The sequence below is a fragment of the Stutzerimonas stutzeri genome, assembly GCF_002909485.1.
Classification (GTDB): domain Bacteria; phylum Pseudomonadota; class Gammaproteobacteria; order Pseudomonadales; family Pseudomonadaceae; genus Stutzerimonas; species Stutzerimonas stutzeri_AH.
The window spans coordinates 198,298-213,415 of the sequence record NZ_PPXG01000007.1; the positions used below are offsets into that span (position 1 = coordinate 198,298).

Sequence of the window (15,118 nt, forward strand, 5' to 3'; positions counted from 1 at the left end):
CCCTCAGGCGGCTTTCTTCAGATCGACGACCACGGCGGTAGCCGCCAGCCAGGCGATGATCAGCGTGACGAAATACAGCAGGTCACGCAGGTCGATCACACCCTTGCTGATGGAATCGAAACGGATCAGGAAGCTCAGCGAAGCCACCGCATCGACCAGCCACTGCGGCGCCCAGGCCAGGGCATCAAGCACCATCGGCAAGCCGCTGACGATGAACAGGAAGCACACCGCCACCGAGAGGATGAAGGCAATTACCTGATTCTTCGCCAGCGCCGACATGCACGAACCGATCGCCAGAAAGGCACCGGCCAGCAGCCAGCTGCCAAGATAGCCTGCGGCGATCACGCCATTGTCCGGCTCGCCCAGGTAGTTGACGGTGATGACCATCGGGAAGGTCAACAGCAGGGCGATTCCGGCGAACACCCAAGCGGCGAGGAACTTGCCGCCAACCGCTTCTAAACGGGTGATCGGCAGGGTCATCAGCAACTCGATCGAACCCGATTTGCGCTCCTCCGCCCATAGGCGCATGGCGATTGCCGGCACCAGGAACAGATAGAGCCAGGTATGGAAGCTGAAGAACGGAGTCAGATCGGCCTGGCCACGCTCGTAGAAGCCGCCCAGGTAGAAGGTGAACACCCCGGACAGCACCAGAAAGATCACGATGAAGACATAGGCGAGCGGCGTGGCGAAGTAGCTGCCTAGCTCACGCTTGAAGATAACCGGCAACTGGGTCATAGCGACTCCCCACGGGTCAGGTTACGGAACACCTCATCCAACCGGCCGCGCTCCACGTCCAGCTCCTTTATCACCCAGCCCTGCTGACTGATCAGCGCGTTGACCTGCGGGAAGATCACCTGCCCAGGCTGCGCCAACACGGTCACGCTGTGCTCTCGCTCGTTGGCCTCGACCCCTGAGACACCTGGTAGCGCCGCCAGCGCCACGTCATCCAACGGAGCATCGCTGACCAGGGTGACTGCCTGGTGATACTTCGAACGACTTTCCAGCTCCAACGGCGTGCCGTCCGCCACCAGCCTGCCATGGGCGATCACCACCGCCCGCGTGCACACCGCGCTCACCTCTTCGAGAATGTGCGTGGAAATGATGACGATCTTGTCCTGCGCCAGGCCCTGGATCAGCTGACGCACCTGATGCTTCTGGTTCGGATCGAGGCCGTCGGTGGGCTCGTCGAGAATCAGCACCTTGGGGTCGTGAAGGATCGCCTGTGCCAGACCGACGCGACGCTTGAAACCCTTGGATAGGGTCTCGATGGATTGCCCCAGCACATGCTCCAGTTCAACCTGCGCTACCGCAGCCTCGACCCGCTGGCGCTTGCCCGCGCTGCGAAAGCCGCGCACCTCGGCGATGAAGTCGAGAAAGCCGCGCACCGTCATGTCGCCATAGCACGGCGCGCCCTCGGGCAGATAGCCGATCTGTCGCTGGGCCTGCAGCCGCTGAGACTGGATATCGTGACCGAGAATGCTCGCAGTGCCGGAAGTCGGCGTGAGAAAGCCGGTCAACATCTTCATGGTGGTGGATTTTCCCGCACCATTCGGGCCGAGAAACCCCAGCACCTCTCCGCGGCGAACCTGGAATGACAGGTCATCTACGGCGGTGTGCTGGGCAAAACGCTTGGTCAGGTTGCTTATTTCGATCATGGGCTCTCACCAGTGCGCTGAAGGTCTGGCACGCCGCCCGCGCGGCACGGACCAGGCCCTGCAAAAATGCCGGCGGAACTATAAGAACAGCTACCGGACGAATGCAACTGCGCGGCTTGGCGGCAACGATTGCCAAACGTTGCCTCGACGCCCCCAAGGGAAGCAATGGACCCCGCACGCCGCTTCGAGTACGTTTTCGAATCCATCGAAAACAGCCGCCCTGATCGCGGCGCGTCTCAAGGTAAACGGCACATGTCCCTGCACATAGGCGAGATTCCCGCCTCACAGGCGCCAATGGACCTATTGCTGCTAGCCGATCCCTCGCCAGACAAGGTTTGCTCGTATATGGCGAACTCGACGTGCTTCGCGGCATCGTTCGACGGAACGGTCGTCGGTATCGGCGTTGTGCAGCCCATCGACGGGAGTGCGTATGAGCTAATGAATATCGCGGTACGGCCAACCCGGCAGAACGCGGGCTACGGTTCAGCGCTGCTGAAATGGATCATTGACCACTACCGCAGGCTGGGCGCCAGCCGGCTCGAAGTGGGCACGGGTTCGTTCGGCTATCAACTGGCGTTCTATCAACGCCAAGGCTTTCGGGTTACACGAATAGAGCGGGACTTCTTCATCGAGCACTATTGCGAACCGATCATCGAGGACGGCATTCAGCACATGGACATGCTGCGCCTTACGCTCAGCTATGTGAGCGATCCTGGTTAGGCCACGACCAAGCCACCGCCACCGTTCTCGAAAACGGAGTCACTGAAAACAAACAACCTTCATCCGACCCGAGCCACCTCAGCCATGCCGGACCCGATCGAATTCGAAACCGAACGCCTGCTCATGCGGCAATGGAAGCCGGCCGACTACGCGCCATTCGCGGCATTGAATGCGGACCCCAGCGTAATGGAGTACTTCCCCGCGCTGCTCAGCCGTGCCGAAAGCGACACGATGGCTGACCGCTGCCGGGCCTTGATCAGTCAACGTGGCTGGGGTTTCTGGGCTGCAGAGCTAAAGGCGTCTGGTGAGTTCATCGGTTTCGTAGGACTTCATACGCCGTCCCTGGAACTGCCCTTCTCCCCATGCGTGGAGATCGGCTGGCGCCTGGCCGCTGCACATTGGGGCAAAGGGCTAGCAACGGAGGCCGCGCGTGCGGCGCTTTGCGTGGGATTCGATACGCTCGATCTTTCGGAAATCGTATCGTTTACCGCTGTCGAAAACCGCCGGTCGCGCGCCGTCATGGGGCGTCTTGGGATGCGCGAATCCGACAGATTCGAGCACCCTCACGTGCCTCCTGACAATCCGCTGCGCTGGCACTGCCTTTATCGCCTGTCCCGCCCAGCGTTATGAGGCGCGCAGCAGATGCCTGACCGTTCATTCACGATTGGCTGGACTTCGCTGGAAACCCTGCTAGAACGGCACGCGCATAGCCAGACTCTCATCTCTACCCTACGGATCTTCTTCAATGCCCCAGCTGTTCCTCGCGCTTCTGCTCCTCGGCCTTTCCGGCGTCACTCATGCGGAAGATGCCGATATCGCCCGGCTGTTCGACAAGGCCGGCGTCGAGGGGACGCTCGTGATCGAATCGGCTGAAACCGGGCAGCGCTACCTTCACAACAACGCCCGAGCGAAGCAGCCGTTCACCGCCGCATCCACCTTCAAGGTGCTGAACACGCTGATCGCGCTGGAGGAAGGTGCCATCGCCGGGGCTGACGAGATCATCCCGTGGGATAACACCCGTTACGAGATCGAGGATTGGAACCGCGACCAGACGTTGAAAAGCGCATTCAGGGTCAGCTGTGTCTGGTGCTATCAATGGCTGGCGCAGCGAGTGGGGGCGGCTAGCTATCCTGGCCATATTCATCGGGCCCGCTATGGGCAGTTGCAACAACCCTTCAACGGCACCGAGTTCTGGCTCGATGGCTCGCTGACCATCAGCGCCGAGCAACAGATAGACCTGCTCAAACGTATCGTCGAGCGCAGCCTGCCCTACCGGGCGAGCAGCTATGACACATTGAAAGCCGTAATGCTCGCCGACACGACGAAGGATTATCGGCTGTATGCCAAAACCGGCTGGGCCAACCGCAGCACGCCCGGAGTCGGCTGGTATATCGGTTACGTTGAGGGTGGCGAGAATATCTGGCTGTTCGCCTTGAACCTCGATACCCGCGACGCCGCGGACCTGCCACTGCGCCAGCAGATTGCACTGGATGCACTGCGGGCCAAAGGCATTCTGCCCGCACATTGATTACGCTCGACGAGGTCAGGTTCTCTTCTCGCTTCACGCACTTGCGGCGGCGAAGCACCGATCGAACACCAGCTCACTCGGGAAGCCGCCATGCGCAGCGATGAGATAAAAGACATCTTCGATCAACAGGCGTCCAGCTACGACGAGCGCTGGGCCAGAACCGCGCCGATTCGCGACGCGCTGCATTTCCTTCTCGAGGCGGTGTTTGCAGAGCTCCCAGCCAACGCTCGGGTTCTGTGCATTGGCGCAGGCACCGGCGAGGAAATCGCCTATCTGGCCCAGCGCTTCCCTGGCTGGACCTTTACCGCCGTCGAGCCTTCCGGGCCGATGCTAGCGGTGTGTCGCGACAAAGCGATCAAAGGCGGCTACGCCGAGCGCTGCCATTTCCACGAAGGGTATCTGCAATCGTTGCCCGAGCAAGCCGCCTTCGATGCAGCGACGTGCTTTCTGGTGTCCCAGTTCATTCTGGAGCACGACGCTCGTGCTGACTTCTTTTGCACCATTGCTGCCCGGCTTCGTCCTGGCGCTTTACTGGCGAGCTCGGATTTGGCATCAGACGTTTCCTCACCACACTACGATGCCCTGCTCGAAACCTGGCTAAACATGATGACAGTGGCCGGCATTCCGGCGGCGGGCCTGGAGCAGATGCGCGCCGCCTATGCGCGCGACGTGGCGATACTGCCTCGCGAGCAAGTCGCGGCCATTATAGAAGCCGGCGGCTTTGCCAATCCCGTGCCCTTCTACCAGGCCGGCCTTATCCATGCGTGGTACTCCAGGCGGGCCGCGCCCGATGCGCCATAGCCTCCTACCGGTGCTGCAAGCGCTGCTGATCGCCACGCTTGCGGGCGCCGGCATCTGGGCTCTGTCGCCCTGGCTCAGCGGTCAGGCTGAACCATGGGATGCGGGCGGTCTGTACTACAGTGGAACCTTGTTTGTGGCGGGCGTGCTGTCGGGCTTCATCGTGCCAAGACCACTCTGGGCGCTGTATCTGGGTGTCGTCTTCGGACAGGCGTTGTACTTAATTGTGTTCTTGCCGCCCAGTCCGCTGCTGGCGGTGGGCGTGGGGTCCTGCTGATCTGGTCGCTGCTGTTTCTGGCCGGGGCCTACGGCGGCGCTCGACTTCGCACACGCTGAAGCCTCCGCCATAGCTGACCCGAGATAAACGATGCGAGCCTGCTCACTGACAAACAGGACGGCCGCTCGACTCATGCAAAGGAGGATTCATCCATGACGCCGCCAGAACTGTCCGGTATCTATCGAGCCTACATCGACTGCCTCAATGCCAGGGACTGGTCGAATCTCGGGCGCTTCGTGCATGACGAAGTACGTCACAACGGCAGCCGCATTGGCTTGGCCGGCTATCGGCGGATGCTGGAAAACGATTACGCAACCATTCCCGACCTGCACTTCAACATCGAGTTGCTGATCAGCGAGCCACCGCGAGTCGCGTGTCGGCTGCGATTCAACTGCTCGCCAGCAGCCCGCTTTCTCGACCTGGACGTCGATGGGCGGAAGGTCTCGTTCGCGGAGAACGTCTTCTACGAGTTCAGCGGACCGAAGATCGTCGAGGTCCATTCAGTCATAGACAAACCCGCCATCGAGACTCAACTGTCGACTCCAGTAGATCCGAACGGGCGCTGATATCCCTAGAACGCTCTGCCGGTAACCGGGGCTTCAGCCGAACTGCCACTCTGCTCCGGAGCCAGCCAAACAGCAGAGATTTTGCCCGCCCTCCTCGCTTGCGGCACACTTGCCGCCTTCGAGGGCACCGCCCCCTTTCCATAGCCGAATCTGCCGTATGACCCGCTCCCCCATCCGCCGTCTGCTTTTCTCCATGTTGCGCCGCGTGCTGTACTTCTGGGTACGTTCGGAGACCATCAACCAGTCCGCCTTCACCCTCAAGCTGGACCGCAGCAAGCCGGTCTTCTATGTACTGCAGCAGCCTTCTCTGAGCGATCTGGCGGTGCTGGACGCCGAATGCAGCAAGGCCGGGCTGCCACGCCCGGTGGCCGATGTGGCGGTGGGTGAACATGTGGAGCCGGCTGCATTCTTCTTTCTGAATCCGCCAAGCAGCTGGTTCGGCCGCCGTACGCGGCTGGTAGCCCCGCCTGCACTGGTGCGACTGGTCGATGCACTGGAGCAGAACGCTGTGGAGAATGCGCAGATCATTCCGGTCAGTGTGTTCTGGGGGCAGTCGCCCAATCGTGAGACCAGCGCCTGGAAGCTGTTGTTTGCCGACAGTTGGGCGGTCACCGGGCGCCTGCGCAAGTTGCTCAGCATTCTGGTGCTGGGCCGCAAGACCCGCGTGCAGTTTTCCGCCCCGATCCAGCTGAGCGAGCTGATCGCCCTGAACAAAGGCCACGAGCGCACCCTGCGCATGGTTCATCGCATGCTGCGAGTGCATTTCCGCAACCAGAAGACCGCGGTGATCGGCCCCGACCTGTCGCACCGACGCAATCTGGTGAAGGGCCTGGTGCACGCACCGCAGGTCCGTCAGGCGATTCGCGACGAAGCCGAACGCGAGAACATTTCCATCGAAAAGGCCGAAGCCAGGGCGCTGCGCTACGGCAACGAGGTGGCCTCGGACTACGCCTATACGGCGGTGCGCTTCCTCGAAGTGGTGCTGTCCTGGTTCTGGAACAAGATCTACGACGGCATCCGCGTCAACCATATCGAGCCGCTGCAGGACGCCGTGCGCGGCTATGAGGTGATCTACGTCCCCTGCCACCGCAGCCATATCGACTACCTGTTGCTCTCCTATCTGCTTTTCCGCAACGGCCTGACGCCACCCCACATCGCCGCCGGTATCAACCTCAACATGCCGGTCATCGGAAGCCTGCTGCGCCGCGGCGGTGCTTTCTTCATGCGTCGCTCGTTCAAGGGCAACCCGCTGTACACCTCGGTATTCAACGAATACCTGCACAATCTGTTCACCCGCGGCTTTCCGGTGGAGTACTTCGTCGAGGGTGGCCGCTCGCGTACCGGCCGTATGCTGCAGCCAAAGACCGGCATGCTGGCACTGACCCTGCGCAGCTACCTGCGCTCGTCGCGTCTGCCGATCCTCTTCGTACCGGTCTACATCGGCTACGAGCGTGTACTGGAGGGCCGTACCTACCTCGGCGAACTGCGTGGAGCGGCGAAGAAGAAAGAGTCGATCTTCGACATTTTCAAGGTCATCGGCGCGCTCAAGCAGCGCTTCGGCCAGGTCTGGGTCAACTTCGGCGAGCCGCTCAAGCTCAACGAATTTCTCGAACAGCAACAACCCGGCTGGCGCCAGCAAACCCATGCGCCGGACTTCCGCCCCGAATGGCTGAACGACGCGACCAATCAGCTGGCCGACCGTATAGCCCAGCGCCTGAACGAGGCAGCGGCGATCAATCCAGTCAACCTGGTCGCGCTGGCGATGCTCTCCACCAGCCGCCAGGCGCTGGACCAACAATCGCTGGCGCGGATTCTGGATCTCTACCAGGCGCTTCTGCGTGCGGTGCCCTACTCGCCCCACACCACACTACCGGAGGGCGACGGAAATGCACTGATCGCCTACGTGAAGAGCCTCGACCTGCTTGCCGAGCAGAAGGACGCGCTGGGCAACATCCTCTACCTGGACGAGCACAACGCCGTTCTGATGACCTACTACCGCAACAACGTGATGCACATCTTCGCGTTGCCAGCCTTGCTTGCCAGCTTCTTCCAGAACAGCTCACGCATCAGTCGCGAGCAGATCCAGCGCTTCACCGAGGCGCTGTATCCCTACCTGCGTGCCGAGCTGTTCATGCGTTGGGAGGTCGAGGAACTGCAAACGGTGATCGACCAGTGGCTCGCCGCATTCGTCGAGCACGGGTTGCTCAGGGTGGATGGCAGCCATTACGTGCGCCCGGCGCCCAGTTCGCGACAGTTCGTGCTGTTGACGCTGCTCGCACGAGTGGTGGTGCAGACGCTGCAGCGCTTCTACATGGCTACCTCATTGCTGCTCAAAAGTGGCCAGCACAGCCTGAGCGCCGAAGAGCTGGAAAATCTCTGCACGGTCATGGCCCAGCGCCTGTCGATCCTGCATGGGCTGAACGCACCGGAGTTCTTCGACAAAACGCTGTTCCGCCATTTCATCCAGAGCATGCAGGAACAGGGCGTGGTCAGCGCTGACGAGCAAGGCCGGTTGGGCTATCACGACAAGCTGGCCGAACTGGCCGAAGGTGCTGCCAAGCGCGTGCTGCCTGCCGAGATTCGCCTGTCGATTCGCCAGGTCGCACTCGAGCGGCAGGACGATGACACCAACTCAGTGCCGCCCGAAACGACTCCATGACTACCCGCTATCGATGATGCCAGGCCATTGCCAGCTCCGGATGGCCGGTGTGTTCGTCCATTCGTTCGCCAAGCACTTCGAACCCGTGGCGGTGATAGAACGCAACGCTGGCAGTGTTGCCGCTGTAGACCGTGAGATCGAGCCGCTCACGCATCGCCTTGGCGTGCTCGATCAGTGCTGAGCCGATACCGCTGCCTTGGGCATCCGGCGCCACGAAGATGGCCGCCAACACCTCATCGAGCAGAGAGAGGAATCCCTGCACTTGCCCTCCTTGCTCGTAGACCCAGGTCTGCGACGCAGGCAGATAGATATTGCGCATGTCATCCAGCTTCGACTCCCAGAAAGCTTGGTCGACGAAATCGTGAGCGCGAATGGATGCACTCAGCCAGATTGCCAGAATTGGCTCAAGGTCATCGGGGTGAAAGAGGCGAATCATGCAGGTTGGCTCCGTAACAACGAGCGCGCAACGGTAGCGCATCGACGCCAGAATGTTCCAGGCGCGCTTGGCACATACTGCAGGCGGACGCCTGCGCTTTAGTCCGTAATCCTTTAGCATCGGCGGCAGGCCATGCACTCGGCGCCATCACACGGTCCCCGAGCAATCCCACCGAACATGAGGCAAACGCCATGTTTCGCATCACGACACTCGTTGCAGGCCTGGCACTTTCCGCCAGTGCTTTCGCCCTTTCACTCTCCGACCTTACCCAGAGCGACGCCAGCGGCGGCCTGAAGGATGCTTTGAGCCAAGGGGCCAAGGTTGCCGTGCAGCAGCTGGGACGCCCCGGCGGCTTCAGCAGCGATCCAGACGTGCGTATCGAGCTGCCGGGCAACATCGGCAAAGCCTCGCGGATGCTCAAGATGCTGGGCATGGGCGCGCAGGTCGAACAGCTGGAGAACAGCATGAACCTGGCTGCCGAAAAGGCCGTGCCGGAAGCGCAGCAACTGCTGCTGGACGCCGTGCGCAAGATGACCGTGCAAGACGCCAAGGCCATCCTCGCCGGCGGCGATGACTCGGCCACCCAGTATTTGAACAAATCCAGCCGCGACCAGATTCGCGCGAAATTCCTGCCCATCGTCAAGCAGGCTACCGACCAGGTCGGCCTGGCGCAGCAATACAATGCCGTTGCGGCCAAGGTGCCGTCGGGGCTGAACGGCAGCTACGCCAATATCGAAAGCTATGTCACCGAGCAGGCGCTCGATGGCCTGTTCACCGTGATCGCCGAGCAGGAAGCCGGCATCCGCAAAAACCCAGCTGCTGCAGCGACTAGCTTGGCGAAGAAGGTTTTCGGGGTGCTCTAAGCCGCGCAGGTAGGGGAACCTGAGGCAAGGTGTAGGCCGCTGCTCTAGTGATTTACACCCAGGCAATGGCGTTCCGTTTGCTTCGCCTTAGCGGCGGGCTAAAGCCCACCGATTCACAGCCCATGTTCGACCAAACACCTTGACGCCATCCCAGGGCGACACCATCAGCGCGGGCCCATGATCGCCGCCAGGGCATCCGGCTGCGGTGCGCCCTGGTGCTGTTGCAGACGACCGTTGTCGTCGAGGTAGAAGATCGCCGGAGTCGCCTGGGCGCCCAGTTCGCTCATCAGCATCAGGTTATCGGTGAGCTGCTTTTCCAGCGCTGCCGGGATCTTCTCCAGCGCCTTCAGCTTGCTCGCCTTGCCGGCCGCCTCGTGCTCATTGAGCGCTGCCTGAGGATCCTTGGCGCTGAGCAGCGCGGCGGATTTGCCAGCGCTGTCGGCGCGCAGCATGCCGACCATGATGTGCCGCAACTGCACCTTGCCGGACTCGACCCAGGGCCGTGCCTGCTTCCAGAACATGTTGCAGTACGGACAGTTCGGGTCGCTGAACATGTAGATGATGCGCGGTGCGTCGGCCTTACCGTCAGCGATCCAGCTGCTGTCTTGCATGCGGGTCCACATTTCCTTGCCCAGCGGTTCGTACACCAGCTTCTCCAGGTGCGCGCGGGTCAGGTCCTCGCCTTTTGCATCGAGCAGGCTACCGATCAGCACATGCTCGCCATCCGGGGTGAGATACAGGGCCATGCCCTGCCCGTTGTAGCGCGCGGCATAGCCCTTGAGCCCGCCGGGTGCCTCGAAGCTGCCGACGACCTCGGCGCCACGGGCCTCGACGGCCTTGATCGCCTGCGGCAACTCCTCGGCCTGCGCCATGGGCAGGGCCAGCAGGCTGACGCCGGCCAGCAGGTAGGGTAATGGCTTGAATCGAATCACGGCGCAGCTTCCTCTTTCAGTTTTTCCAGCGCGCGCGCCAGGCTGGCGTGCGAGAGTTCGCCAAGATGGCTGCTGACCTGGCGGCCATCGGCGTTGTAGAACAGCGTGGTCGGCAGCGCTGTGGAACCGACGTGCTGCCCGAGGCGCCCGCCACTGTCGAGCAGGACGTTTTCGAGACTCAACCCCGCGGTTTCCAGAAAGCGGTTGATCTCCCCCTCCCCCTCGCCCTGGTTGATAAACAGGAACAAGGTATCGCTTTCCCGTGCCTGGGCGTCGGCAAGTACCGGCATCTCGCGCCGGCACGGCGGGCACCAGGTCGCCCAGAGATTGATCACCAGTGGCTGACCGGAATAATCCTCCAGCGCCACCGGACGGCCCTGGTTGTCACGCAGCGCCATTTCCGGCAGCCGAGTGCCCTGCTCGAAGGAATGCCAGGCGAGGTTACTGAAACCCCAGCTGAGGATTCCCACCGTCAGGGCGATGCCCAGTGGCTTGCGCAATTCGCGGTCACGCCAGCCCCACCAGATACCCAACGCCAGCGCGGCGAACAACCCAGGCCAGGCGATGAAGCCGCCGTCGCGGATATCGATAACGCTCAGCCAGTCGTCTCGGTAGTACGCCCAGTACATTGCGACGAAGGCCAGACGTGCCACCAGCAACGCCACCAGCAGCAAGCGAAACAGCTGCCGCTCCGGATTGCGTTCGCTGCGCCGGCCTACCCACCAACCAGTCAGAGTGGCCAGCAGCAGGCTGCCCAGCAAGATCACATGAGGCACCGCCAGTGCCAGCGGCCCGATATTCACAGTCAGCATCAACCTCGCTCCCAGGTTTGGTTCCAGTTCTGAAGAAAGCTCTTGGCGCCGACCTCGCCAGTGATACGGCGTTCGCGGCGCTCCTCACCATCCGGGCCGATCCACACCAATGTCGGCGGGCCGAGCACCTGATAGCGCGTCAGCAACTCGCGGGTGGCAGCGTCGCTGCGGGTCACGTCGGGGCGCAGCACGCGCACACCGTCCAGGCTCGCCTGCACCTCGGCGTTGCCGAATACCTCCTTCTCCATGACCTTACAGGAGACGCACCAGTCGGCGTAGTAATCGATCAGAACCCACTGGCCCTGGGCCTTGGCCGCCGCCAGCTCACGATCCAGCACCGCCGGATCGCTGAAACCGAGCGCGTGAGCTTCGGCGGAGATGGCACCCGCCCCACCGCCGGCATAGATCGCCAGCGGCCGACGCGGATCATCCGCGCCGCCGGCCGCACCCAGCAGCATTGCTGCGCCCCACAGCCCCAGCAAAACGCCGCTGGCCTGACAGAGCACGCCCTGGCGTTGCACTGCCTGCGCCACATGCAGCAAGGCGGTGGCAAGCACCACCAGCAGCGCCCCCCACAGGCCCAGCCACAGCCAGTCGGCCAGCAACGGACGCGCAACGAACAGCGCTGCCGCCAGGAAGAGGAAACCGAACACCACCTTGACCCGATCCATCCAGGCGCCTGGCGTGGGCAGAAAGCGCTGGCCAACGGTCACCAGCAACAGCAACGGCGTGCCGATGCCCAGGCCCAGCGCAAAGAGCACCAGGCCACCCTGTAGCGCACTGCCGCTCTGTGCGATGAACAACAGCGCGGCGGCCAGTGGCGCGGTCATACAGGGGCCGACCAGCAGACCGGAGAGAATGCCCAGCGCACCGGCACCGGCCAGACTGCCACCGCGCTGCTGGCGTCCGGCACGCTCCAGACGATCACGCAGCGCTACCGGCAATTGCAGTTCGAACAAACCGAACATCGGCAGCGCCAGCAGCACGAACAGCACGGCGAAACTGGTCAGCAACCAGGGCTGCTGCAGCGCCGCCTGCAGGTTGGCGCCGAGCAGCGCCGCCAGCACACCGAGCACGGCGTAAACCAGCGCCATGCTGACAACATAGGTCGAAGCCAGGGCCACACCACGGCGTGAAGTGGCGCCGCTGCCCACCACGATGCCTGCCAGGATCGGCAGCATCGGCAACGAACAGGGGGTGAAGGCCAGCAACAGCCCGAGGCCGAAGAACACCAGCAGGCTCCAGGCCAGTGCCTGATTTTCGAGGCCGCTGACCAGCGCCTGATCTTCGGCCTGCCCGGAGGCTGTCGAGGCGGTGCCGTCACCGCTCAGAGAAACTTCACGGGTCTGCGGTGGATAGCAGAGCCCGGCATCGGCGCAGCCCTGCCATCCGAGGCGCACGTTGTTCTCCACGTCCGCCGGGATCAGCAATTCGAGGCTGTCGCGGTATATCTGCGAGTCGCCGAAGAACTCGTCGCTGTAGGGCTCGCCCTCGGGCAGCGGCGGCTGGCGCTCCGGCGGCAGGCCATCGAACTGCAGGCGCTGCTGATAGAGGTAATAGCCCGGCGCGATCCGCCAGTGCAGCAGCGTGGCGCCGTTCTCCTGTGGACTGACCGTCAGCGCAAACGCCTCTTCCACCGGCAGAAAATCAATCTGCGAGCCGCCGCCAAACAGCCCGCCGGCCGGCAACGCTATTCCGGGCGCCAACAGAAACAGCAGAAGAACCAATGTGCGCATGAGAATCCTGGCAGTGAAATGACTGCCGCGCAGCATGCCGGGGCGGGATTAACGCGCCATTAACACCGTGGTACGGGCTGCATAACGCTGCCTTAATCGCTAAGGTCCACCCTTGAGCTTTTTCTGCGGACCCTACCCATGCACGTGCTGCTTGCCGAAGACGACGCACTGATCGCCAGCGGCATCGTCGCCGGGCTCAATGCCCAGGGCTTGATCGTCGACCATGCTGCGACCGCGGCGGATGCCGAAGCCCTGCTGCGCGCGGCGCACTTCGATGTGCTGATCCTCGACCTCGGCCTGCCCGACGAGGACGGCATCGCCCTGCTGCGACGCCTGCGCCAACAGGGGCTGGAGCTACCGGTGCTGGTGCTCACCGCGCGCGATGCGGTCAGCGACCGCGTCATCGGCCTGCAGGCGGGTGCCGACGACTACCTGCTCAAGCCCTTCGACCTGCGCGAGCTGGCCGCGCGTCTGCACACGCTGATGCGGCGCATGTCCGGGCGCAGCATCAACCTCATCGCGCATGGCCGGTTGAGCTACGACCCGAGCCGCTGCGAGGCGCGCCTGGACGGCCAGCCGGTCGACCTGTCGCGCCGTGAACAGGCACTGCTGCAGGCACTGCTCAACAATCAGGGCCGGGTGCTCAGCAGCGAGCAGCTCAAGGACGCGGTTTACGGTTTTGCCGATGATGTCGAGAGCAACGCGCTGAACGTGCATATCCACCATCTGCGCCGCAAACTTGGCAACGGCATCGTCGAGACCGTGCGCGGCCTGGGCTACCGCCTCGGCCCGGCAGGCGACGAGGACGCGTCATGAGCCTGCGTCTGCGCCTGACCCTGATGCTCGGCTCGGCCTTCGTGCTGCTCTGGGCATTGGCTGCGACCTGGATGCTGGTTGATCTGCGCAGCCAGATGATGCTTTCGCTCGACCAGCGCCTGGCCTCCTCGGCGCGCATGGTCGCCGGCCTGCTGGTGCAGTTGCCGCAACCACTGCCCGGTGACAGTCCGGCGAAACGCCTGAGCGCCGAGCAGCTAGGTATTCCCAACGGCCTGGCCTGCCAGGTCAGCTCGCTGCGTGGCGAGGTACTCGCGCGCAGCCACAGTGCGCCCGACCAGCAGCTGGATGCCGAGCAGAACGGCTATCGCGACCAGCTGATCGACGGCGTGCCCTGGCGCAGTTTCACTCTGGTGCAAGGCGAGCTGCGCATCACCACGGCCGACCGTCTGGATGAGCGTGCCGCGCTGAAGCGCTCGGTTTTGCTGGCGGCGGCGCTGCCGGTGGCGGTCGCCCTGCTTGGCAGCCTGGGTCTGCTCTGGCTTGGCCTGGGCCGTGGGCTGGCGCCGTTGCGCAGGATTCGCGAGGCACTGACCCAACGCAGCGCCGACTCCCTCGAACCATTGCCGGTCGATGGCCTGCCGCCGGAATTGCTGCCGCTGGTGCAGACGCAGAACCAGCTGTTCCAGCGCATCGCTCAGGCCATCGAACGCGAACGCCGGCTGACCGGCGACGCCGCCCACGAACTGCGCAGCCCGCTGACGGCGATCAAAACCCACCTGCAGGTGGCGCGCATGACCGAAGGCGCCGCCGCCGAACAGGCACTGGCGAACGCCGAGGCCGGTGCCGATCGCCTGCAGCGCACGCTCGAGCAGCTGTTGTTGCTGGCCCGGGTGGAAGGCAGTCTGGATTTCGACGATGGCTTGCAGTGCTCGGCCGCCGAGGTCGCGCGGCTGGCGATTCAGGACGCCAGTGGCGGTGACGGCGCACCAATCCTGTTGCAGGTCCCGGCGGAATTACCCGACACGCCACTGGCCATGCCTCCGGTGCTGGCCATCGCCGCGCTGCGCAACCTGCTGGAGAATGCCCAGCGCCACACCGCGCCGGGCAGCGCTGTCACGCTGACGCTGCAGCCTGAAGCTGAGCGAGTACGATTCGAGGTGCGTGACCTGGGACCGGGCATCGCCGCTGAGCATCTCGAACACCTGACCCGGCGCTTCTGGCGACACGCCGCCAGCAGTGGCAGCGGCCTAGGCCTGGCCATTGTCCAAGCTATAGCGCAGCGCTGCGATTGCACCCTCACCTTCGACAGTCAGGCCGACGGCCTGCGCGTATCGCTGACGGTGCCGTTGCAGCGCTGAG

15 protein-coding genes and 1 pseudogene are annotated in these 15,118 nt (G+C 63.2%); 10 read left to right on the top strand and 6 right to left on the bottom strand.

Features of this window, described 5'->3' with window-relative positions; translation table 11 throughout:
* Positions 1-3 precede the first annotated feature (3 nt).
* Positions 4-735 carry an ABC transporter permease subunit gene (locus CXK91_RS17450; protein ID WP_103457348.1) on the bottom strand — a complete coding sequence of 244 codons (732 nt, stop codon included), beginning with the start codon at positions 733-735 and terminating at the stop codon, positions 4-6.
* Positions 732-1,655, bottom strand: coding sequence for an ABC transporter ATP-binding protein (locus CXK91_RS17455; protein WP_103457349.1), 924 nt, complete (start codon positions 1,653-1,655; stop codon positions 732-734). Before CXK91_RS17455 ends, CXK91_RS17450 begins: the two co-directional genes overlap by 4 nt.
* Before the next feature lie 252 nt (positions 1,656-1,907).
* Here CXK91_RS17455 and CXK91_RS17460 point away from each other — a divergent pair, with 252 nt between their 5' ends.
* The 7 genes and pseudogenes from CXK91_RS17460 to plsB all read left to right on the top strand — a co-directional run bounded on the left by CXK91_RS17460 (position 1,908) and on the right by plsB (position 8,203).
* Positions 1,908-2,375, top strand: coding sequence for a GNAT family N-acetyltransferase (locus CXK91_RS17460; RefSeq protein ID WP_423834081.1), 468 nt, complete (start codon positions 1,908-1,910; stop codon positions 2,373-2,375).
* Between the two features lie 84 nt (positions 2,376-2,459).
* A complete protein-coding gene (locus CXK91_RS17465; RefSeq protein WP_103457350.1) occupies positions 2,460-3,005 on the top strand; it encodes a GNAT family N-acetyltransferase in 546 nt (181 codons plus the stop codon).
* A gap of 115 nt (positions 3,006-3,120) precedes the next feature.
* A complete protein-coding gene (gene blaOXA / locus CXK91_RS17470; protein ID WP_103457351.1) occupies positions 3,121-3,903 on the top strand; it encodes a class D beta-lactamase in 783 nt (260 codons plus the stop codon).
* Between the two features lie 90 nt (positions 3,904-3,993).
* Positions 3,994-4,704, top strand: a complete 711-nt coding sequence (locus CXK91_RS17475; RefSeq protein WP_103457352.1) for a class I SAM-dependent methyltransferase — start codon at positions 3,994-3,996, stop codon at positions 4,702-4,704.
* Positions 4,664-5,037 (top strand): annotated as a pseudogene (locus CXK91_RS17480) (hypothetical protein). Before CXK91_RS17475 ends, CXK91_RS17480 begins: the two are co-directional and overlap by 41 nt.
* Positions 5,038-5,130: 93 nt before the next feature.
* Positions 5,131-5,544, top strand: a complete 414-nt coding sequence (locus tag CXK91_RS17485) for an ester cyclase (protein WP_103457353.1) — start codon at positions 5,131-5,133, stop codon at positions 5,542-5,544.
* A 157-nt stretch (positions 5,545-5,701) separates the two neighbouring features.
* Positions 5,702-8,203 carry a glycerol-3-phosphate 1-O-acyltransferase PlsB gene (plsB, locus tag CXK91_RS17490; protein WP_103457354.1) on the top strand — a complete coding sequence of 834 codons (2,502 nt, stop codon included), beginning with the start codon at positions 5,702-5,704 and terminating at the stop codon, positions 8,201-8,203.
* A 7-nt stretch (positions 8,204-8,210) separates the two neighbouring features.
* Here the strand turns inward: plsB and CXK91_RS17495 are convergent, their stop codons facing one another.
* Positions 8,211-8,639, bottom strand: coding sequence for an N-acetyltransferase (locus tag CXK91_RS17495; protein WP_103457355.1), 429 nt, complete (start codon positions 8,637-8,639; stop codon positions 8,211-8,213).
* Positions 8,640-8,830: 191 nt separating this feature from the next.
* On the opposite strand from CXK91_RS17495, the gene CXK91_RS17500 reads away from it, so the two are divergent.
* Positions 8,831-9,502, top strand: a complete 672-nt coding sequence (locus CXK91_RS17500; protein ID WP_103457356.1) for a DUF4197 domain-containing protein — start codon at positions 8,831-8,833, stop codon at positions 9,500-9,502.
* Between the two features lie 164 nt (positions 9,503-9,666).
* Here the strand turns inward: CXK91_RS17500 and dsbG are convergent, their stop codons facing one another.
* Genes dsbG through dsbD form a run of 3 tightly spaced genes read right to left on the bottom strand, consistent with a single transcriptional unit; the run spans position 9,667 to position 12,982 of the window.
* Positions 9,667-10,434: a thiol:disulfide interchange protein DsbG gene (gene dsbG / locus CXK91_RS17505; protein WP_103457357.1), complete on the bottom strand. Its 768-nt coding sequence runs from the start codon at positions 10,432-10,434 to the stop codon at positions 9,667-9,669.
* Positions 10,431-11,246 carry a TlpA family protein disulfide reductase gene (locus CXK91_RS17510; protein WP_103457358.1) on the bottom strand — a complete coding sequence of 272 codons (816 nt, stop codon included), beginning with the start codon at positions 11,244-11,246 and terminating at the stop codon, positions 10,431-10,433. The genes dsbG and CXK91_RS17510 overlap by 4 nt, the downstream gene beginning before the upstream one ends.
* Positions 11,246-12,982, bottom strand: coding sequence for a protein-disulfide reductase DsbD (dsbD, locus tag CXK91_RS17515; protein ID WP_103457359.1), 1,737 nt, complete (start codon positions 12,980-12,982; stop codon positions 11,246-11,248). The genes CXK91_RS17510 and dsbD overlap by 1 nt, the downstream gene beginning before the upstream one ends.
* 138 nt (positions 12,983-13,120) lie before the next feature.
* Here dsbD and CXK91_RS17520 point away from each other — a divergent pair, with 138 nt between their 5' ends.
* Entirely contained in the window at positions 13,121-13,798 is a 678-nt protein-coding gene (locus tag CXK91_RS17520; RefSeq protein ID WP_103457360.1) for a response regulator, read from the top strand.
* Positions 13,795-15,117, top strand: a complete 1,323-nt coding sequence (locus CXK91_RS17525; protein WP_103457361.1) for an ATP-binding protein — start codon at positions 13,795-13,797, stop codon at positions 15,115-15,117. Before CXK91_RS17520 ends, CXK91_RS17525 begins: the two co-directional genes overlap by 4 nt.
* Position 15,118 lies beyond the last annotated feature (1 nt).

Coding starts and splice junctions, on each gene's coding strand:
- CXK91_RS17450 (WP_103457348.1), bottom strand. CDS start 735: ATGACCCAGTTGCCGGTTATCTTCAAGCGTGAGCTAGGCAGCTACTTC.
- CXK91_RS17455 (WP_103457349.1), bottom strand. CDS start 1,655: ATGATCGAAATAAGCAACCTGACCAAGCGTTTTGCCCAGCACACCGCC.
- CXK91_RS17460 (WP_423834081.1), top strand. CDS start 1,908: ATGTCCCTGCACATAGGCGAGATTCCCGCCTCACAGGCGCCAATGGAC.
- CXK91_RS17465 (WP_103457350.1), top strand. CDS start 2,460: ATGCCGGACCCGATCGAATTCGAAACCGAACGCCTGCTCATGCGGCAA.
- blaOXA (WP_103457351.1), top strand. CDS start 3,121: ATGCCCCAGCTGTTCCTCGCGCTTCTGCTCCTCGGCCTTTCCGGCGTC.
- CXK91_RS17475 (WP_103457352.1), top strand. CDS start 3,994: ATGCGCAGCGATGAGATAAAAGACATCTTCGATCAACAGGCGTCCAGC.
- CXK91_RS17485 (WP_103457353.1), top strand. CDS start 5,131: ATGACGCCGCCAGAACTGTCCGGTATCTATCGAGCCTACATCGACTGC.
- plsB (WP_103457354.1), top strand. CDS start 5,702: ATGACCCGCTCCCCCATCCGCCGTCTGCTTTTCTCCATGTTGCGCCGC.
- CXK91_RS17495 (WP_103457355.1), bottom strand. CDS start 8,639: ATGATTCGCCTCTTTCACCCCGATGACCTTGAGCCAATTCTGGCAATC.
- CXK91_RS17500 (WP_103457356.1), top strand. CDS start 8,831: ATGTTTCGCATCACGACACTCGTTGCAGGCCTGGCACTTTCCGCCAGT.
- CXK91_RS17510 (WP_103457358.1), bottom strand. CDS start 11,246: ATGCTGACTGTGAATATCGGGCCGCTGGCACTGGCGGTGCCTCATGTG.
- dsbD (WP_103457359.1), bottom strand. CDS start 12,982: ATGCGCACATTGGTTCTTCTGCTGTTTCTGTTGGCGCCCGGAATAGCG.
- CXK91_RS17520 (WP_103457360.1), top strand. CDS start 13,121: ATGCACGTGCTGCTTGCCGAAGACGACGCACTGATCGCCAGCGGCATC.
- CXK91_RS17525 (WP_103457361.1), top strand. CDS start 13,795: ATGAGCCTGCGTCTGCGCCTGACCCTGATGCTCGGCTCGGCCTTCGTG.